General features: G+C 70.0%; 17 protein-coding genes. 4 read left to right on the top strand and 13 right to left on the bottom strand.

Annotation, left to right across the window (positions count from 1 at the left end; all coding sequences use genetic code 11):
• Positions 1–127: 127 nt before the first annotated feature.
• The 5 genes from AC1HFH_RS03470 to AC1HFH_RS03450 are packed head-to-tail and all read right to left on the bottom strand — an operon-like array spanning position 128 to position 7827.
• The gene (locus tag AC1HFH_RS03470; protein WP_480245985.1) at positions 128–1288 is read right to left on the bottom strand and encodes an acyl-CoA dehydrogenase family protein; all 1161 of its coding nucleotides are present in this window, start codon (positions 1286–1288) and stop codon (positions 128–130) included.
• A 25-nt stretch (positions 1289–1313) separates the two neighbouring features.
• Positions 1314–3344, bottom strand: coding sequence for an acetyl/propionyl/methylcrotonyl-CoA carboxylase subunit alpha (locus tag AC1HFH_RS03465; RefSeq protein WP_480245984.1), 2031 nt, complete (start codon positions 3342–3344; stop codon positions 1314–1316).
• 8 nt (positions 3345–3352) lie between these two features.
• Positions 3353–4951, bottom strand: a complete 1599-nt coding sequence (locus AC1HFH_RS03460) for an acyl-CoA carboxylase subunit beta (RefSeq protein ID WP_480245983.1) — start codon at positions 4949–4951, stop codon at positions 3353–3355.
• Positions 4948–6099, bottom strand: coding sequence for an acyl-CoA dehydrogenase family protein (locus tag AC1HFH_RS03455; RefSeq protein ID WP_480245982.1), 1152 nt, complete (start codon positions 6097–6099; stop codon positions 4948–4950). The genes AC1HFH_RS03460 and AC1HFH_RS03455 overlap by 4 nt, the downstream gene beginning before the upstream one ends.
• Before the next feature lie 12 nt (positions 6100–6111).
• On the bottom strand, positions 6112–7827 hold the full coding sequence (locus AC1HFH_RS03450) for an acyclic terpene utilization AtuA family protein (protein ID WP_480245981.1): 1716 nt from the start codon (positions 7825–7827) through the stop codon (positions 6112–6114).
• A gap of 146 nt (positions 7828–7973) precedes the next feature.
• Here AC1HFH_RS03450 and AC1HFH_RS03445 point away from each other — a divergent pair, with 146 nt between their 5' ends.
• The gene (locus AC1HFH_RS03445) at positions 7974–8126 is read left to right on the top strand and encodes a hypothetical protein (RefSeq protein ID WP_480245980.1); all 153 of its coding nucleotides are present in this window, start codon (positions 7974–7976) and stop codon (positions 8124–8126) included.
• Between the two features lie 2 nt (positions 8127–8128).
• Here AC1HFH_RS03445 and AC1HFH_RS03440 read toward each other — a convergent pair whose 3' ends face one another.
• From AC1HFH_RS03440 to AC1HFH_RS03410, 7 genes are all read right to left on the bottom strand, one after another.
• Positions 8129–9010 carry an adenylate/guanylate cyclase domain-containing protein gene (locus AC1HFH_RS03440; protein ID WP_480247684.1) on the bottom strand — a complete coding sequence of 294 codons (882 nt, stop codon included), beginning with the start codon at positions 9008–9010 and terminating at the stop codon, positions 8129–8131.
• A gap of 262 nt (positions 9011–9272) precedes the next feature.
• On the bottom strand, positions 9273–10052 hold the full coding sequence (locus AC1HFH_RS03435) for an ABC transporter permease (RefSeq protein WP_480245979.1): 780 nt from the start codon (positions 10050–10052) through the stop codon (positions 9273–9275).
• Positions 10052–10990, bottom strand: coding sequence for an ABC transporter ATP-binding protein (locus AC1HFH_RS03430; protein WP_480245978.1), 939 nt, complete (start codon positions 10988–10990; stop codon positions 10052–10054). Before AC1HFH_RS03430 ends, AC1HFH_RS03435 begins: the two co-directional genes overlap by 1 nt.
• A 58-nt stretch (positions 10991–11048) precedes the next feature.
• Entirely contained in the window at positions 11049–11501 is a 453-nt protein-coding gene (locus AC1HFH_RS03425; protein WP_480245977.1) for a hypothetical protein, read from the bottom strand.
• A 45-nt stretch (positions 11502–11546) separates the two neighbouring features.
• Entirely contained in the window at positions 11547–12254 is a 708-nt protein-coding gene (gene thiG, locus AC1HFH_RS03420; RefSeq protein WP_480247683.1) for a thiazole synthase, read from the bottom strand.
• A gap of 49 nt (positions 12255–12303) precedes the next feature.
• Entirely contained in the window at positions 12304–12519 is a 216-nt protein-coding gene (gene thiS, locus AC1HFH_RS03415) for a sulfur carrier protein ThiS (protein WP_480245976.1), read from the bottom strand.
• On the bottom strand, positions 12516–13871 hold the full coding sequence (locus tag AC1HFH_RS03410; RefSeq protein ID WP_480245975.1) for an FAD-dependent oxidoreductase: 1356 nt from the start codon (positions 13869–13871) through the stop codon (positions 12516–12518). The genes thiS and AC1HFH_RS03410 overlap by 4 nt, the downstream gene beginning before the upstream one ends.
• A 158-nt stretch (positions 13872–14029) precedes the next feature.
• Here AC1HFH_RS03410 and thiE point away from each other — a divergent pair, with 158 nt between their 5' ends.
• Positions 14030–14710: a thiamine phosphate synthase gene (gene thiE / locus AC1HFH_RS03405; protein ID WP_480247682.1), complete on the top strand. Its 681-nt coding sequence runs from the start codon at positions 14030–14032 to the stop codon at positions 14708–14710.
• Positions 14711–14726: 16 nt separating this feature from the next.
• Here the strand turns inward: thiE and AC1HFH_RS03400 are convergent, their stop codons facing one another.
• A complete protein-coding gene (locus AC1HFH_RS03400) occupies positions 14727–15386 on the bottom strand; it encodes an NUDIX hydrolase (RefSeq protein ID WP_480245974.1) in 660 nt (219 codons plus the stop codon).
• A 133-nt stretch (positions 15387–15519) separates the two neighbouring features.
• Between AC1HFH_RS03400 and AC1HFH_RS03395 the strand changes: the two genes are divergently transcribed.
• Both AC1HFH_RS03395 and AC1HFH_RS03390 read left to right on the top strand, forming a co-directional pair.
• A complete protein-coding gene (locus AC1HFH_RS03395; protein WP_480245973.1) occupies positions 15520–17010 on the top strand; it encodes a hypothetical protein in 1491 nt (496 codons plus the stop codon).
• Positions 17007–17984: a glutamate ABC transporter substrate-binding protein gene (locus AC1HFH_RS03390; protein WP_480245972.1), complete on the top strand. Its 978-nt coding sequence runs from the start codon at positions 17007–17009 to the stop codon at positions 17982–17984. Before AC1HFH_RS03395 ends, AC1HFH_RS03390 begins: the two co-directional genes overlap by 4 nt.
• The last annotated feature ends 971 nt before the right edge of the window (positions 17985–18955 follow it).

Below are 18955 nucleotides of genomic sequence, written 5' to 3'. Positions count from 1 at the left end.
CGGGCGCCGTTCGGCCGGTGAGCGGCGATCGTCGCTCATAGGTGGGCGGTTGCGAACACATACCGGCTCCGGTCCTCCCAGCTCGCCGAGTGGCCGCAGTGGACCGGACCCGGCGAGCTCCGGAGTGTCAGTAGGACTTCGGCAGCCCGAGCGAATGCTGGGCGACGAAGTTCAGGATCATTTCCCGGCTGACCGGGGCGATCCGGGCGATCCGGGCCGCGCCGAGCATGGCGGAAAGACCGATATCCGAGGTCAGGCCGGAGCCGCCGTGGGTGTGGATGGCGGTATCGAGGGCGTTGATGCTGGCCTCGCCGGCGGCGTACTTGGCCATATTGGCGGCCTCGGCGGCGCCCATCTCGTCACCGGCGTCGTAGAGCGTGGCGGCCTTCTGCATCATCAGCTTGGCCTGCTCGATCTCGATCTTGGCCTTGGCGAGTGGATGCGCGATGCCCTGGTGGGCGCCGATCGGACTCTTCCAGACCTGCCGTTCCTTGGCGTATTCCACCGCCCGGCCGATGGCGTAGCGGCCCATTCCGACGGCCATCGCGGCGCCCATGATCCGCTCCGGATTCAGGCCCGCGAACAGCTGCATCAGCGCGGCGTCCTCGCTGCCGACCAGAGCGTCGGCCGGGAGCCGGACATCGTCGAGGAACAACGTGAACTGGTTGTCCGGCTCGATGATGTCCATTTCCTGCCGGGTCTTGTTGAACCCGGGTGCATCGGTCGGGACGATGAACAGGGCCGGCTTGAGCTTGCCGGTCTTGTGATCCTCGGTCCGCGACACGATCAGCACCGCCTCGGCCTGATCCACTCCGGAGATGAAGATCTTGCGGCCGTTGAGGATCCAGTCCTCGCCGTCACGACGTGCGGTGGTGTTGATCTGGTGCGAGTTGGACCCGGCATCCGGTTCGGTGATGCCGAAGACCATCTTCGCCGACCCGTCGGCGAGTTTGGTCAGCCACTGCTGCTTCTGCGCCTCGGTGCCGTACTTGGTGATGATGGTGCCGCAGATGGCCGGAGACACGACCATCAGCAGCAGCCCGGCACCCTGGGCGGACAGCTCCTCCATCACCAGCGCCAGCTCGTACATGCCGGCACCGCCGCCGCCGTACTCCTCCGGCAGGTTGACACCGAGGAAGCCGAGCTTGCCCGCCTCGTTCCACAACTCCTCGAGCGGCTCGTTCTTGCGGGCCAGCGGCAGCACGTAGTCGGTGTAGTTGTATTTGGCGGCCAGCGCGGCCACCGCCTCCCGCAGCGCTTTGCGTTCGTCGTTCTCGATGAAACTCATCGGTGCTCCTGGTGTTTCGGCCGGCTCAGGCGGACTGTTCGGATTCGGTAGCGGGTGTGCCGGCTTCGTCGGCGCCTGCCTCGTCGACGACGGCGAGGACGGCGCCGACCTCGACCTGCTGACCGGCGGTCACATTGAGCTCGGTGAGCACGCCGGAGGCCGGTGCGGCAATGGTGTGCTCCATCTTCATCGCCTCCAGCCACAGGATCGGCTGCCCGTGTTCCACCCGGTCGCCGACCGCGGCGCCGAGCCGGATCACGCTGCCCGGCATCGGGGCGAGCAGCGAGCCCGCGGCCACCTGGTCGGCTGGATCGGTGAACCGTGGCAACCGGCGCACCGAGACCGGCCCCAGCGGCGAGTCGACGCAGACCAGGTCGCCGTAGCGGGCGATCTCGAACTGCCGGCGCACCGGACCGTGCTCGCCCGGCACCGCCAGCACCACCCGCTGCGGGCTCAGCTCCAGGAGGTCGAGGCCCTCATACCCCTCGACCTCGATGCCGCTGCGGGTGAACCGGTACCGCACCTCGTGCGTACCGGTGGTCCGGCTCTCGTAGGACTTGGTCTGCGGCAGCGATGCGAGATTGCGCCAGCCGCTGGGCGCCAGCGCGGCCACCCGGGACCGGCCGTGGTTGCGCGCAGCATCGGCCAGCGCCGCCGCGACCACCGACAGGCCCTCGGCGGCCGCCGCGGCCAGCGGCTCGGACAGCACGGCCAGATCGTGGGTGGCGAAGAAGGCGGTATCGGTGTCACCGGCCAGGAAGGCCGGATGGCGCAGCACCCGGACCAGCAGGTCCCGGTTGGTGACCAGGCCGTGCACCTTCGCCCGCTGCAGTGCGGTCGCCAGCAGATGGGCCGCCTCGGTACGGGTCTCGGCGAACGAGATCACCTTGGCCAGCATCGGGTCGTAGTGCACACCCACCACCGAGCCGTCCACGACACCGCTGTCCAGCCGCACGCCCGCCCGGTCCAGCACGGTGAATTCCCCGGCCGTGAACGGGATCTCGATCTTCTCCACGGTCCCGCTCTGCGGCTGCCAGTCCTGTGCCGGATCCTCGGCGTAGAGCCGCACCTCGATCGAATGACCGCGCTGTGCGGGCGGCGCTTCGGGTAGCGGCAGCCCCTCGGCGACCCGCAGCTGCAGCCGGACCAGATCCAGTCCGGTGGTCTGCTCGGTCACCGGGTGTTCCACCTGCAGCCGGGTGTTCATCTCCAGGAAGAAGAAGTCACCGGCATCGTCGGCCAGGAACTCGACGGTGCCCGCACCCTCGTAGCCGATGGCCTCGGCGGCCAGCCGGGCCGCCTCGAACAGCCGCTCCCGCATGCCGTCCACTTTTTCCACCAGCGGCGAAGGCGCCTCCTCGACAACCTTCTGGTGCCGGCGCTGGATCGAGCATTCCCGCTCGCCGACCGCCCAGGTCCGCCCGTGCGTATCGGACATGACCTGCACTTCGATATGCCGGCCGGTCTCCAGATACCGCTCGCAGAACACGGTCGGATCGCCGAACGCCGATTCGGCTTCCCGCCGGGCGGCCTCGATCTGGCCGGGCAGCTCGGCGAGGTCGCGCACCACCCGCATACCGCGGCCGCCACCGCCGGCGGATGCCTTGATCAGCACCGGCAGGTGGTCTTCGGTCACCTCGGCCGGATCCAGTTCGGCCAGCACCGGGACGCCCGCGGCGTCCATCATCTTCTTCGATTCGACCTTCGAGCCCATCTGCTCGATCGCCGCCACCGGCGGCCCGATCCAGATCAGCCCGGCATCCTGCACGGCCCGCGCGAATTCGGCGTTCTCGGAGAGGAAACCGTAGCCGGGGTGGATGGCGTCGGCGCCCGCCGCCCGCGCCGCATCGATGATCAGTTCGCTGCGCAGGTAGGTCTCGGCCGGGGTGTTGCCGGGCAACCGGATGGCGGCATCGGCCTCGGCGACATGCGGTGCGGCCGTATCGGCGTCCGAGTACACGGCCGTGGTCGCAATGCCCATAGTGCGGCAGGTGGCGAAGACGCGCCGCGCGATCTCGCCCCGATTGGCGACCAGCACATTCGTTATGTGGTTCACGGTGGACCTCACATTCGGAAGACGCCGAAGCCCTCGGCGCCCTGGATCGGAGCGTTGTGGATGGCCGACAGCGCCATCCCCAGCACGGTGCGGGTGTCCCGCGGGTCGATGATGCCGTCGTCGTAGAGCCGGCCGGACAGGAACATCGGCAGCGATTCGGCCTCGATCTGCGCCTCCACCATGGCGGACATGGCCGCGGCGCCTTCCTCGTCGAACGGCAGGCCCTTGGCCTCGGTGGCCGCCCGCTGCACGATGGTGATCACGCCGGCCAGCTGGGCGCCGCCCATGACGGCGGATTTCGAACTGGGCCAGGCGAACAGGAACCGCGGATTGTAGGCGCGGCCGCACATGCCGTAGTGCCCGGCACCGTAGGAGGCACCGACCAGCAGCGAAATGTGCGGCACCTTCGAATTGGAGACCGCGTTGATCATCATCGAGCCGTGTTTGATGATGCCGCCCTGCTCGTACTCCTTGCCGACCATGTAGCCGGTGGTGTTGTGCAGGAACAACAGCGGGGTGTTCTTCTTGTTGGCCAGCTGGATGAACTGGGTGGCCTTCTGCGATTCCTCGCTGAACAGCACACCGCGGGCATTGGCCAGGATGCCGATCGGGTAGCCGTTGATCTCGGCCCAGCCGGTGACCAGGCTGGAACCGTACATCGGCTTGAACTCGTCGAAGTCGGAACCGTCGACGACGCGGGCGATCACCTCGCGCGGATCGAACGGAATCTTCAGGTCCGAGGGCACGATGCCCAGCAGTTCCTCCGGGTCGTACAGCGGCGAGACGACGTCCTCGCGCGGCGCCGGACCCTGCTTCTTCCAGTTCAGCCTTTTGACGATATTGCGGCCGAGCCGGATCGCGTCCTGCTCGTCGGCGGCCATGTAATCGGCCAGACCGGAGACGCGGGCATGCATTTCGGCGCCGCCGAGCGATTCGTCGTCGGATTCCTCACCGGTGGCCATCTTCACCAGCGGCGGGCCACCGAGGAACACCTTGGCGCCCTCTTTGACCATCACCACGTAGTCGGACATGCCCGGGATGTAGGCGCCACCCGCAGTCGAGTTGCCGAACACCAGCGAGATGGTGGGGATGCCCTCCGCCGAGGCCTGGGTGAGGTCGCGGAACATCGCGCCACCCGGGATGAACACCTCTTTCTGGGTGGGCAGGTCGGCGCCGCCGGATTCGACCAGGGAGATCACCGGCAGCCGGTTCTCCTTGACGATCTCGTTGATCCGCAACGTCTTGCGCAGCGTCCACGGATTGGAGGTGCCGCCGCGCACGGTCGGATCGGGCGCCACGATCATGCATTCGACACCCTCGACCACACCGATCCCGGCGATGGTGGAGGCGCCGACGTGGAAATCACTGCCCCAGGCTGCGAGCGGGCACAGTTCGAGGAACGGCGAATCCTCGTCGAGCAGCAGCTCGATCCGCTCGCGGGCGGTGAGCTTGCCGCGCTTGTGGTGCCGGGCCACCTTCTCCGGGCCGCCACCGGCGACCGCCTTGGCGAATTCGGCCTCCACCTCGGCGAGTTTGGTGTTCATCGCCTCGGCGGCCTCGGTGTACTCCGCGCTGGACGTGTCCAGGGTGGATCGGAATGTGGTCACGACTGGTACCCCAATACTTTCGATGCCAGCATGGTCAGGATTTCGTTGGTGCCGCCGCCGATGCCGATGATCCGCACATCGCGGTAGATCCGCTCGACCTCGGATTCGCGCATATAGCCCATGCCGCCGTGCAACTGGACGGCCTGGTTGGCGACCCATTCGGCGGTTTCCACGGCGGTGTTCTTCGCGAAGCACACCTCCGGGATCAGGTTCTGCTCACCGGCTTGGAACCGCTCCACCAGCGCCCGGGTGTAGACGCGGGCGATATCGATGCGCCGGGCCATCTCGGTGAGCGTCATCTGCACCGACTGCCGGGAGATCAGCGGGCGGCCGAAGGTGTCGCGGTTGCGGCACCATTCCAGGGTGAGGTCCAGGGCGCGCTGGGCCTGCGCGTACGCCTGCACCGCCAGGCCGACCCGCTCGCTGACGAAAGCGGCGGCGATCTGGGCGAATCCGGTGTTCTCGGCACCGACCAGGTTCTCGGCGGGCACCCGGACGTCCTGGTAGGACAGCTCACCGGTATCGGAGGCCAGCCAGCCCATCTTCTCCAGCTTGCGGGTGACCGTGAAGCCGGGCGTGTCCGTCGGCACGATGATCAGCGAGACACCGGCCGCACCGGGACCGCCGGTGCGCACCGCGGTCACCACGAAATCGGCCCGGCAGGCCGAGGTGATGAAGGTCTTGGCGCCGTTGATCACATAGTGGTCGCCGTCGCGCACGGCCGAGGTGGTGAGATGGCCGACGTCGGAGCCGCCACCGGGTTCGGTGATGGCCAGCGAGCCGATCAGGTCACCGGCCAGGGTCGGCTTGACCCACTTGTCGATCTGTTCCGTGTTGCCCGAGGCGATGATGTGCGGCAGCGAGATACCGCAGGTGAACAGTGAGGCCCAGGTGCCGCCGGAAGCACCGGCGTAGTGGAACTCCTCGCCGACGATCACCGAGTCGATGGCGTTACCGCCTTCGCCCCCCGCAGATTCCGGGTACTCGATTCCGAGCAGGCCGAGTTCGCCCGCTTTCTTGTGCAGATCGCGGGGCAGTTCGCCCTCCCGCTCCCAGGTGTCGAGATCCGGCAGGATCTCGCGTTCCACGAACCCGCGCACGGTGGCGCGTAGTTCTCGTCGTTCCGGGGTGTCCCAGATTCCGCTCATCAGATCTCTCCTCTAGGGCAGCAGCTCGGTCGGGATGTCGATATGCCGGGAGCGCAGCCATTCGGCGAGCCCCTTGGCCTGGGGGTCGAAGCGGACCTGATGGGCGACGCCCTGGCCGAGAATGCCGTGCACCTGGAAGTTCAGCGCGCGCAGATTGGGCAGCACATGCCGTTCGATCGCCAGGTCGGCGGTCTCGGGCAGCAGCTCGCGCAGCTTGTCGACGGTGAGGGTGTTCGCCAGCCAGCGCCATTGGTCCTCGGTGCGGACCCAGATGCCGATATTGGCGTCGCCGCCCTTGTCACCGCTGCGGCCGAGCGCGATGGTGCCCAGCGGGACCCGGCTGGTCCATTCCGAGGGCAACGGTTCGGGCAGATCCGGCTCGGCGACCGGCTCCAGGGGCCGGGTCTCGCCGGCGGCGGGTACCGGAATCCGGGACCCGTCGGCGAGTACCGCAGTGTGCGGAACTTCCCCAGCGTCGACATAGCCCGGGGTGAACACTCCGTAGGGCGAACCGTTGCCGGGCGGCGCGGTGAAGGTGCAGCCCGGATAGCTGGCCAGGGCCAGTTCCACCGCGACGCTGGAGAACGCCTTGCCGACCTTGTTCGGGTCCGGATCACGGACCACGCAGCGCAGCAGCGCGCTGGCCTGCTCCTCGGTGGGCGCATCGGGCCGGTCCACCCGGGCCAGGGTCCAGGTCAGTTCGGCCGGGCGGTCGGTGAGCCAGGACTCCAGCTGCCGCTTCGCCAGATCGGCCTTCGCCTCGATATCCAGGCCGGTGAGGATGAACTGCATCTCGTTGCGGAAACCGCCGAGCGTGTTCAGCGAGACCTTCAGCCGGGGCGGCGGAGCCTCGCCGGTGACCCCGCCGATCCGCACCCGGTCGGGACCCTCCTGGGCGACCTCGACGCTGTCCAGCCGGGTGGTGACATCCGGCCCGGCGTAGCGGGCGCCCTGGATCTCGTACATCAGCTGGGCGGTGACGGTGTCCGCGGTCACCGCGCCGCCGGTGCCGTCGTGTTTGGTGATCACGCTGCTGCCGTCGCGGCGGATCTCCGCGATCGGGAAACCGGGGCGGCCGAAATCGCCGAGTTCGGTGAAGAAGGCGAAGTTGCCGCCGGTGGCCTGGGTGCTGCATTCGATCACGTGTCCGGCGACGACGGCGCCGGCCAGAGCGTCGTAGTCGGTGCGCGACCAGCCGAAGTGCGCGGCGGCGGGCCCGACGATCACCGAGGCGTCGGTGACCCGGCCGGTCACCACGATATCGGCGCCGGAGTTCAGGCATTCCACGATGCCCCAGGCGCCCAGATAGGCGTTCGCGGTGAGCGGCTGCCCCAGGCCGAGCTCCGCGGCCCGCGGCAGCAGATCGTCACCCTCGACGTGCGCGACCTTGGCCGTCAGGCCCAGCTCGGCCGAGACCTTGCGCAGCTTCTCGGCCAGCCCGGCCGGATTGAGACCGCCCGCATTGGCGACGATCTGCACATTGCGTTCCAGAGCCAGGCCGAGGCAGTCCTCGATCTGCCGGACGAAGGTCTTGGCGTAGCCGAGATTCTGGTCCTTCATCCGGTCGCGACCCAGGATCAGCATGGTGAGTTCGGCGAGATAGTCACCGGTCAGCACATCGAGCTGCCCGCCTTCGAGCATCTCGCGCATGGCGCCGATCCGGTCGCCGTAGAAGCCGGAACAGTTGCCGATCCGGATCAGGTCTGGATCGGTGGACAGGGCACTCATCGGCGGGTGTCCTCCTGAGGTCGGGTTACCGATTCCAGGATCACACCGGGTCCAGAAAAAAGCAAGCATGCGTGCTTGTTAATCGGCGGCAACCGAGCCCGCGACCCGAACCGCCCGGGTCCGCAGCACTGAGGCAGGATGAAGCCATGTCCGACACCGCCGTCATCCTGATGTTCGCCCTGGCCGGCTTCCTGATCGGCGGCGCCTACACGCTGCGCAACACCGCCCGCCCGATCGCCATCGGCCTCGGCGTCTGCGCCGTCCTCGCCCTCGTCGGCGCTGTGCTCTGGCTCATCTGAGCTCAGCCGGTGGTCACCCGGAAGGCGCGCACATCCTCCGGTACACCGCTCAGCGGGGCGGCGAAGAAGTTGCGCCGGTACGGCTTGACAGCCACGCCCAGCTCCTCGAAGGTCTCGGGCCGCATGGCGTCACGGGTGATGTTGGAGATCATCAGGTGACCGTTGCCGCCGGCCTCCATCATGCGGGCGGCGATATTGACGTCGACACCGAGCCAGTCGCCGCCGATCTCCCGGGGCGTGCCGGTGTGCAGGCCGACCCGCATCTTCGGTTGATAACCGTCGTAGCGCACCTCGGCCAGGTTCTTGCGGGCCTGGATCGCGGCGCGCAGCGCCCGGTCCGGCGAGGAGAAGACCGCCATCAGGCCGTCGCCCATCCGCTTGACCACCTGCCCGCCGCGCTCGGCAACCGGCGGCTCGATGGCCTTCGCGACCCGGCGCAGCAGTTCCAGGGTGGCCTCGTCACCCGAGCGCAGCGACCAGCTGGAGAACGACACCAGATCGGTGAACATGATCGTCACCTCGGCCTGGCCCCTGCCCCGGCCGACCCGCTCCAGCATCGCCTGCCACACCTGCAGGGCTCCGAAGCCGATCTCCTTCGCCGCGCTGGGGTTGTCGCCGATCAGTTTGTCGGCGGCGCGCGCCACCCGGCTCGGACCGCCGCGGCCGGAGGTCGACAGGGGATCGCCGAAACCTGGGTCCCCGGGCAGCTGGCTCCGGGCCTTCCGCACCGCACCGATCACGTCCGCGCGCCGGTTCGCGGCGTTCAGCCGGGCCGAAACCCGCTCGCGGAACTGGGCGGCGCTGCGAGCCGCCGAGGCTGCTTCCGCACTGTCCGGGTCCGGTTCCGCCGATCCGACCGGCACCACGATCTCGGCCGCACCGATCGAGCGGTCATCCTCCGGTTCCGACCCGGGAACCGACCCACCGGAAGATCTTTCACTCACCGGGAGAGGATATCTCAGCGGACGGCCGAAGCAGTACCGTCAGTACCGACCTGAACGCATGCGGCCCGGTGCGCGGGAAGCGCACCGGGCCGAGCAGTGGCGCCGGCGGACGGGCAGCGACCGCCGGTGCCCGGCGAACCCCCGACGAGCTCGCCGTTCGGTGCCCCGGACCTGCGAGGGCACGCGGTCCGGGACACCGGGATCAGGCGTCGCGCCGGTTGAGCACCACCAGGGAGGCGCCGAACACGATCGCGACGAAGGCGATGAAGTACACCAGGCTGCCCCAGACCCCCCAGTGCCAGTTCGCCGTGGAGGTGAACTCGGAGCCGGCCTCGTTGGAGAACATGAACCGGTTCAGGTTCTGGAAGGGCAGGAACGGCGACACATTGCGGCCGAAGCTGCCGAACGCACCGAGCAACGGCTCCACCACCAGTGGCCACAGCACGATCAGCGAGATGGCCGCCGCGGACTGCCGGACCAGGGTGCCGACACCGATCGCCAGCACCACGCCGAGCAGGGCATTCAGCGGGATCCCCGCGATCAGGCGAGCTTGGCCGTCGAGAACCAGCGCACCGGCGTCGTCGCCACCGACCACCTTCGCGACCCCGAAAGCGGCCGCGGCCACCAACGCGCTGAGCACCGCGGCGAACCCACCCAGCAGGGCCGTCTTGGTCAGGATCACCTTCGTGCGGTTCGGCACCGCAAGGAACGTGGTCCGGATGATCCCGAAGCGGTACTCGCTGGTCACCGCCAACGTGGCCATGATCATCAGCACCGTCGCACCGAAGCCGGTGATGCCCAGAGTGGCCACGTCGAGAGTCAGGGCCGGGGCCTCGGAGTCCGGGCCGGCCCCGGACGCCGCCCGCGCGACCAACGCGAAGATCACGGCTATCCCGACACCCAGCACGACCACAATGGCCGAACACCACCAGGGCGATTTGGTCGAGGTCAGTTTGATTCGTTCCGCTGCCAAGACACCCATCAGAGCGCTCCTCCCATGACCTGCTCGACCCCTTCGGCGTGGTACTGCACCGCGCCGCCGGTCATCTGCATGAACGCCTCCTCCAGCGAGGCCTGCTGCGGTGCCAGTTCGTAGAGGGTGATGCTGTTCGCACCGGCCAGCTTGCCGACCTCGTCGCTGCTCACCCCGGTCACCACCAGAGCCGAACCGGGCTCGCCGTCCTCGCGGACGGTCATGCCGTTGCCGGTCAGCAGGCTGCGCAGCTGTTCCAGCTGCGGGCTGCGGACCCGCACCGACTGTTCGGATGCGCGTTCGATGAAATCCTTGGTGGTGGTGTCGGCGATCAGCTTGCCCTGGCCGATCACGATCAAGTGCTCCGCGGTCTGCGCCATCTCCGACAGCAGGTGGCTCGACACCAGCACGGTGCGGCCCTCGCTCGCCAGCCGCTGCATGAAACGCCGGATCCACAGGATGCCCTCCGGGTCGAGCCCGTTCACCGGCTCGTCGAACAGCAGCACCTTCGGGTCACCCAGCAGGGCGCCCGCCAGGCCGAGCCGCTGCGACATACCCAGCGAGAACCCGCCCGCCTTCTTGTTCGCGACCTCGGACAGGCCGACCAGGCGCAACACCTCGTCGACCCGGGAAGTGGGCAGGTTGTTGGATGCCGCGAGCCACTGCAGGTGCGCCCGGGCCGACCGGTTCGGATGCACCCATTTGGCGTCCAGCAGTGCGCCGACCTTGGTCAGCGGCTGCTCCAGTTGCGCGTACGGCTTGCCGTCGATGGTCGCGGTACCCGCGGTCGGCTGGTCCAGACCGAGGATCATCCGCATCGTGGTGGACTTGCCGGCACCGTTCGGTCCGAGAAACCCGGTCACCTGTCCCGGTGACACGGTGAAACTCAGATCCTGAACCGCGACGGTCTGCCCGAACTTCTTCGTCAGGCCCCTCAGTTCGATCATGAGACCAGCTTTCCCCACCCCCGACCCTCCGCGCGTCCCCAGCAGGTCGCGAGTCTTCTCATCCTCGAGGATGAGACGACACCCCGACCCACCTCCGGGCCGACCCCGACAAGGCGAGACCGGTCATCGACCCGAAGGCACCGACCGGGACGAGCATGGCCGGCACCGCGCCCGGATCGTCGGACGCCAGCACCGACGCCGTCATCAGCAAGAAGACACCGGTGATCAGCAGTCCCATCCCGACCACGATCACCCATCCCACGCGGGAGCGGCACCACAGCAGTGCCGCACCGACACCCAGGACGAGGATCGGAATCCCGGTGACGGCCACCCAGAACCCGAGTTCCGGCGGCACTCCGGTGTACTCGACCTTGGGCTCACTGTGCACCATGAAGACGACGAACATCAGGCACAGGAACCCGACACCCGCCATCGTCATCCCCAGAAATGCCGCGCCCTTCGCCTGGGTCGCAGACGGTTCCCGCCGGTCCGATTCACCGCGGTCAGACATCGCCCCCTCCTTCTGGCCCGTGTGCTCGAACCGCGAACCGGGCGGCTACCCGCGGCCGGGCGAAGACGCCTGGGCCCAGAACCGCTTCGGGATCCGGCCGGCGTGCCGGGCGGCATACCCGGCACGAACGGCGTCGGCCATGGCCGAGGCCATCAGCCGGGGGTCGCGGGCCCGGGTGACGGCGGTGGCCAGCAGCACTGCGGAGCAGCCGAGTTCCATGGCCTGGGCGGCGTCGCTGGCGGTGCCGATACCAGCGTCCAGAATCACCGGGACGCCGGCTTCGGCGACGATCATCTCGATGTTGTGCGGGTTGCCGATGCCGAGGCCGGTGCCGATCGGGGCGCCCAGCGGCATCACCGCGGCACAACCGGCCTCTTCCAGGCGGCGGGCCAGGATCGGGTCGTCGGTGGTGTAGGGCAGCACGGTGAAACCGTCGTCGACCAGCTGTTCGGCGGCGTCGAGCAACTCGACGGGGTCGGGCAGCAGGGTGCGGTCGTCGGCGACCACCTCGAGCTTGACCCACTCGGTCTCCAGGGCCTCGCGGGCCAGCTGGGCGGTCAGCACGGCTTCGGCGGCGGTGCGGCAACCGGCGGTGTTCGGCAGCGGCGCGATATCGAGACGTTTCAGCAGGTCGAGCACGCCGGTGCCACCCGCGGCGTCGACGCGGCGCATCGCCACCGTGGTCAGTTCGGTACCGGAGGCGATCAGCGATTCCTCCAGCACGGCCAGGCTCTCGGCGCCGCCGGTGCCCATGATCAGCCGGGAGCCGAACTCCCGGTCCGCGATCCGCAGCGGTTCCGGCTCAGCCACCCTGGACCGCCGTCAGCACCTCGATGTCCCAGCCCCGCCGGACCGGCTCGTCCCACCGCGACTTCGGGAACACGGCACCGTCGACGGCCAGCGCCACCCCCTGGCAGGGCAGCTCCAGCCGGGCGAGCAGTTCGCGCATGGTGATCGGTTCGGCGAATTCGTGATCGGCACCGTTGACGGTGACGCCGATCGGGATGGTGGTTGTCATCGCACTCCTCCAGAAGACGACAGCGGCTGCAGCGCCGCGAAACGACCGGGATCGGCGGCCGCGGCCTCGGGCAGCGGTTCGCCGTCGAGCAACGCGGCCACCGCATCGGCGGTCAGCGCAACGGTGAGCATTCCGTTGCGGCCGTGGCCGGCGGCGGCGACGACGCGCTCGTCGAGCGGTCCGATCAGTGGCAGGTTGTCCGGGGTACCCGGCCGGGAACCGGCGCTCGCCTCGGCCAGTTCGTAGTCGCCGATACCGGGCAGCACGGCTTCCGCGTCGGCGATCAGGTCGCGCACCCCGGCGACGGTGACGGCGGTGTCGAAACCGGCCTCGTACTGGGTGGCGCCGACGACGACACCGTCGGCCCGCGGCACCAGATAGACCGGCCGCCCGTGCACCCGGGCGCGTACCACCCGGCTCGGTGGGACCGGCGTGCCCGGCCGCCGCCGTAGGCGCAGGATCTCGCCCTTCACCGGACGCACCGGCAGGTCCGGCCACAGTCGGGCCGCAGCGGCGCCGGTTGCGAGCAGAATCCGGTCGTGTGGCAGCTCGGCCAGGTCGGGCACTTCGGTGGCCTGCATCCGCACCCCGGCGGCCGTACATGCCAGCTGCAGGCCGCGGAGCAACACACGGTTGTCGATCGCCGGTTCGGCGGCGAGCAGACCGGCCCGCACCGTGCGCGCCAGGCCCGGCTCGAGGGCGCGCACTTCACGTCGACCCACCAAGCGCAGCTCGGTACCACCCGGCTCGGTGATATCGCGTCCGGGCGCGTCGGCTGTCGCCGCAGCACTGGCCGGTCCCGGACCGGCCGATCCGCCGGCGCCCGGCGGCTGCAGCACGTCACTGCCCGGAAGCCGTGCACTACGGCTCGCCGGGATATCAGCGACCTGACCTGCGCTGCCCGCCCGGTCGGCTGCGAGCCGGAACTGCGGCGGGCTGCCGAGCGCGGCGCGCTCCGGCCCCTCGGCCGGCCGGCCGGGCACGCTCGGGGACCCGGGTGCCCGCATGAGCGTGTCCGATACGAAATCGGCGACCGTACGCAGGTCGGCGGCATCGGCGGCATCGAGCGCGACGGTGAGCGTCTCCTCGGCGACGAACACCGAGGCACCGGACGCCTCGGCGAGCCGGGCGGCGAATTCCGGCCAATGCGCCAGCCCGGCGGCGCCGAATTCGAGCACCTGCTCCTCGCCGGGCCAGCCCTCCGACAGCGGGGCGAGCATGCCGCCCGCGACCCACGACGCACCGGTACCGGGGGCGGGATCGAAAACCGTCACCGACCAGCCCGCCACGGCCGCCCGCCAGGCCGCGGCCAGTCCGACGGCTCCGCCGCCGACCACTGCCAGCGTCCGCATCCGTCTCACCTGCCTCGGGCTCGCCATGTTTCGCATCCCACGGTAGCGCGACTACCGTCGACACTGTGCAGCCCTCCCATCCCGACCGACCGCTGCCGCAGCCGTCACCGGCCTTCGGCCCCACAGCCGGCGGTGCCCCCGCACCGGCCGTCCCACCGATCGGCCGTAGCCGGCGCAGTGACCGCCTCGCGAACTCGCTGCTCTACCTGTGCACCGATGCCCGCCGGGAGCGGGGCGATCTGGCCCGGTTCGTGGACGCGGCACTCGCCGGCGGCGTCGACATCGTCCAGCTCCGGGACAAGGGGTCGCCGGGCGAGGCGAAATACGGTCCGCTCGAGGCCAAGGCCGAGCTGGGTGTGCTGGCCGAGATGAAGGCCGCCACCCGTCGGCACGGTGCGCTGCTGGCGGTCAACGACCGCGCCGATATCGCCCTGGCGGCCGGTGCCGACGTGCTGCACCTGGGCCAAGGGGATCTGCCGCCCTGGTACGCCCGCAAGATCCTGGGCCCGGACGTGCTGATCGGCCGGTCCACGCACAGCCGCGCACAGGCGAGTCTGGCCGCCATCGACGAACATCTCGACTACTTCTGCACCGGCCCGGTGTGGACCACCCCGACGAAACCGGGCCGTCAGCCCGCAGGTCTGGAACTGGTCCGGTCGACCGCGAACGCGCATCCGACGCTGCCTTGGTTCGCCATCGGCGGAATCGACGCCGAACGGCTCCCGGAGGTCACCGCTGCCGGTGGTTCCCGGATCGTGGTCGTGCGGGCGATCACCGAGGCCGCCGACCCGCAGGCCGCAGCCGCCGACCTGAAACAGGCGCTGCTCGCGGCGACCTGACCGGGTTCTACGCCGGTCAGGCGAGGACGCAGGTGACGCTGATCGACAGCGTGTCGGGCAACGCAGCCCCGCCCGGGTCGGTGATGTGGGCGAGAGTGCCGGGGCCGCCCTCCTCGGTGTGCAGCCAGGCGAAACCGCGCTCCCCCAGGTCCACGGTGCGCGGCAACACGGCCGCCACCGGTTCCGGATCGGCGATATCAGCGAGCCGCACCCGCGCCGGGGCGGCCCGCAGCGCAGGCCAGGCGGCGCCGAAGCCAGGATGCAGCGGCAGACCGGCCACCTCGTCTTCGGGCACCCATGCCAGCTCGGAGCTCTCCGGGTTGCCTTCGGTGGGCAACCGGTCGGGCGCATCGGCGATCACCGTGGTGTAGGTCCAGCCGCTGGGCGCGGACATCGTCAGGCGTTCGGCACGCACCCGGATGTCACCGGCCCGGATGCCGGTCTCTTCCCACGCTTCCCGGACCGCGGCGTGTTCGGCGGATTCGTGACTGTCCCGGGCGCCGCCGGGTAACGCCCAGGTGCCGCCCTGGTGACTCCACGGTGCCCGGTGCTGTAGCAGCACCGCCGCACCACCGGCGGGCAGCGGGGCACGCAGCAACAGGCCCGCAGCCCCGAACTTCCCCCAGTGACGTACCCCACCCGGGCTGTTCGACCAGCCGTCTCCGTCACCGCGCATACCAGTACTCTTCCTTTGCAGCAGCCATCCAGCAACCGAGGCGCAGTCGCTCGACACGCTGCACGACAGGTACGACCACAATAAACTCCGCAAGCACCGGGGTGTGCTGCCTCGACGGGGAGGTGAACAACACATGGCCGATACGGATACCGGGGTCACGTCCGGCACGGACCCCGCCGAAGCGGTCGCGACCATGCGTTCGGCCTCTCGCTCGCCGGCCCCGCAGCCGGAGGGCGACACGCCCGGCCGGCCCGCCGGTTCGCACCGCGGCCAGCACCGGATGCGTCCGGAGTCGAAGATCGCCGAGCGGCTGCCGCACGCCCCGGATGTGCGGGCGCTTCGCAACCGATTCGACCCGGCCCGGCTGCGGACCTTCGCCACCTCATCACCGGGGCTGCTGCTGTTGTCCGGGGTACTGCTGGCGCTGCTGTGCCTCACCGCGGGCGCGCTGACCTCGGCCACCGTCGACGACCGGCAGGCCGCCCTCGCCGAACTGCTCACCCGGACCGAACCGGATGCGCATTCGGCCAGCCGGCTCTACACCTCACTGTCCATTGCCGACGCGGCGGCCGGCAGCGCCTTCCTGGCCGGCGGTGTCGAGCCCGCCGCCCTGCGCGAGCGCTACACCCAGGCTCTGGGCTCGGCCGCGGCGGAACTGGTGACCCAATCCACGACCGACAGCGGCGGGCATTCCGGTGCGCACGCCGACCAGCGGCTGCGCACCGGCATCGCCACCGGTCTGCCGGTGTACTCCGGGCTGATCGAAACCGCCCGGGCGAACAACCGCAACGGATACCCGGTCGGCGCCGCATACCTGAGCGAAGCCTCCGAACACATGCAGGGCACCCTGCTGCCGATGGCCGAGGAGCTGCAACAGCATCGATACGCCGCCATGTCCGCGACGCAGGACAATCATGTGCAGCCACCGTGGCCGGCGATCATCGTGTTGCTGCTCGCGACCGGTGCGCTCATCGCCGCCCAGATCGAGCTCGCGCGGCGCTCCCGCCGGGTCTTCAATATCGGCCTGCTGCTGGCGACCGGAGCGGTCGTACTGACCCTGCTGTGGACGGTGGTGGCCGGTTCGATCTCGGCGGCGTCGATGATCCGGTTCCGGGACGACGGCGCCCGGCCGGCGGCGCAACTCGCCCAGAGCCGGATCCTGACCCAGCAGGCCCGTTCGGCGGAGGTGCTGAAGCTGGTGCGGCGGGACGCCTCCGGCGACTACGACCGCATCTTCGACGAAGATGTCGCCGAACTGGCCGGGCTGCTCGACGGCTACCCCGGCGACGCCCCGGCCGACGACCGGGTGCGCGATGCCCGCGCCCTGCTCGACCGCTGGCAGGCCGCGCACCGCCGGATGAACGAGGCCCTGGAACACGGCGACTTCACCGGCGCGAGCACCGTCGCGATCGGCTCCGGGCCCAACGATGTCGCGGCCCAGGTCGACGCCCTCGATCAGGCGCTCCGTGATGCCGGCGACGCCACCCGGACCGGGCTGCGGTCCCGAGTGGAACAGGCGAGCCACGTTCTCGGCCTGCTCTCCCCGGGCGCGCTGGTACTGGGGATCGCCGCCGCCGTACTGGTCGGCCTCGGCGTCTGGCCCCGGCTGCGGGAGTATCGGTGAAGGCCGGGCGGGCGGGCCGCCTCGCGATCACCACGGCCACCGCGCTGGCCGTGGTCCTGAGCGGTTGTTCGGCCGACCCCGCCGACCCGGTGCCCGACGCGCCCGCCGTGAACACCGAGCCGCCGCTGCCCGCCGAGGCGATCCCGATCGATCCGAACGCGCCGCTGCCGCCGAAGGCCGCCGAGGACTGCGGCGATCCGACGGCGAGCCTGCGCCCCAGCCGGGCGGACGGCCCGACACTGGATGCGATCCGGGAGCGCGGCCGGCTGGTGGTCGGCCTGGACACCGGCAGCAACCTGTTCAGCTTCCGCGACCCGATCACCGGGCGGATCGACGGTTTCGATGCCGATATCGCCCGCGAGGTGGCCCGCGATCTGCTGGGCGATCCGGACCTGGTGGAATTCCGCAGCCTCACCTCGGCCGAACGAGAACGCGCCCTGCAGGACCACACGGTCGACCTGGTCGCCAAAACCATGACGATCACCTGCGAGCGCCGCCAACGGGTCGACTTCTCCACCGTGTACCTGCATGCCGAACAGCGGGTGCTGGCGATGAAGGGTTCCGGCATCGACGGCCTCGCCGATCTGGCGGGAAGAACGGTGTGCGTGGTGCGCGGCACGACCTCGCTCGACCACCTCCGCATCGATCAGCCGGCCGCGTCGATCCTGACCGTGCCCACCTGGGCGGATTGCCTGGTGGTGCTGCAGCAGCGCCAGGTGGATGCAGTGAGCACCGATGACGCGATCCTGGCGGGGCTGGCCGCCCAGGACCCCTACACCGAGGTGGTCGGTCCCGGATTCAGCGACGAACCGTACGGCATCGGCATTCCCAAGGGCGACGACGACCTGGTCCGCTTCGTCAACGCCACCCTCGAACGCATCCGCACCGACGGCACCTGGACCCGAATCCACCGCAATTGGCTGTCCGTCCTCGGCCCGACCCCGAGTCCCCCGACCCCCACCTACCAGGACTGATCGGCATGACCGCAGAGCGCGACCGCGACCGGCCGACCATCCTCCCCGGCGGCTGGACCCTCCCGGAACCCCCGCCCGGCGAGCAGCCGGACGACGCCGGGGACCCGGCGACCCGGCGACTCCCCCGCCCGGATTCCGACCATCCCGGCGAGACGCCGCCGAACCCCGCCCACCCGGATATCGGCCTGCCCCGCCGCAGTATCGCAACCACGCCACCCGGCACCGACGAGGCGCCCTCCGGCGCAGGGACCCTCGAACCTCCGGCACCGCACGCATACCCCACGGAAGCCGAATCGACGGAAGCAGGCACCGAATACGCCGGCCACCGCCCGTCCGGGCCCACCGACGATCCGGGCCCCCGATCCGCCGCCACCGCCGACTCGCCGGACGATGCCGACCCCCCGCCCGCCGCGAATCGCACCCGGTCGGCTGCCCCCGAAACGCATGCGTTCGGCGCCGCGAGGAGCGATACCGGAGCCGGCACCCCCGAGCACACCACCGAATCCGGGCGCACCGAGGCGGATCCGGCCGGGGGCGCACCCGACGACGTCCGACCGGCAGGAACCGAACTCACCACCGGCCGGCACACTCCCCCACCCACCGCCGAGCCACCGGCACCCTCTGCACACCCAGCAGCCGGCACAACCGGCACCGAATGGAACGACACCCGCAGACCCCAGGATGCGGCGGCGAGCGGCGGCACACCCGACGACATCCAACCCGCAGGAACCGAACTCACCACCGGCCGCGACACTCCCCCACCCGCCGCCGAGCCACCGGCACCCTCTGCACACCCAGCAACCGGCACCGAATGGAACGACACCCGCGGACCCGATGATGCCGCGGGGGCGAGTGGGAGCGCATCCGACGATGTCCGTCCCCCGGGTACCGAACTCACCCCCGGCCGGAGTCGTGGCACCGGCGATCTCATGGCCGGGCGCACCGAGGCGGTCGGCCCGGGCACACAAGCG

This window comes from Nocardia sp. KT25-26 (assembly GCF_056627695.1).
This window is presented reverse-complemented; position numbering and strand designations above follow the sequence as displayed.

Excerpts from the sequence above, each read along its gene's own strand:
- AC1HFH_RS03470 (WP_480245985.1), bottom strand. The coding sequence starts at position 1,288 with ATGAGTTTCATCGAGAACGACGAACGCAAAGCGCTGCGGGAGGCGGTG.
- AC1HFH_RS03455 (WP_480245982.1), bottom strand. The coding sequence starts at position 6,099 with ATGAGCGGAATCTGGGACACCCCGGAACGACGAGAACTACGCGCCACC.
- AC1HFH_RS03450 (WP_480245981.1), bottom strand. The coding sequence starts at position 7,827 with ATGAGTGCCCTGTCCACCGATCCAGACCTGATCCGGATCGGCAACTGT.
- AC1HFH_RS03445 (WP_480245980.1), top strand. The coding sequence starts at position 7,974 with ATGTCCGACACCGCCGTCATCCTGATGTTCGCCCTGGCCGGCTTCCTG.
- AC1HFH_RS03435 (WP_480245979.1), bottom strand. The coding sequence starts at position 10,052 with ATGGGTGTCTTGGCAGCGGAACGAATCAAACTGACCTCGACCAAATCG.
- AC1HFH_RS03430 (WP_480245978.1), bottom strand. The coding sequence starts at position 10,990 with ATGATCGAACTGAGGGGCCTGACGAAGAAGTTCGGGCAGACCGTCGCG.
- AC1HFH_RS03425 (WP_480245977.1), bottom strand. The coding sequence starts at position 11,501 with ATGTCTGACCGCGGTGAATCGGACCGGCGGGAACCGTCTGCGACCCAG.
- thiG (WP_480247683.1), bottom strand. The coding sequence starts at position 12,254 with ATGGGCACCGGCGGCGCCGAGAGCCTGGCCGTGCTGGAGGAATCGCTG.
- thiS (WP_480245976.1), bottom strand. The coding sequence starts at position 12,519 with ATGACAACCACCATCCCGATCGGCGTCACCGTCAACGGTGCCGATCAC.
- AC1HFH_RS03410 (WP_480245975.1), bottom strand. The coding sequence starts at position 13,871 with ATGCGGACGCTGGCAGTGGTCGGCGGCGGAGCCGTCGGACTGGCCGCG.
- AC1HFH_RS03400 (WP_480245974.1), bottom strand. The coding sequence starts at position 15,386 with ATGCGCGGTGACGGAGACGGCTGGTCGAACAGCCCGGGTGGGGTACGT.
- AC1HFH_RS03395 (WP_480245973.1), top strand. The coding sequence starts at position 15,520 with ATGGCCGATACGGATACCGGGGTCACGTCCGGCACGGACCCCGCCGAA.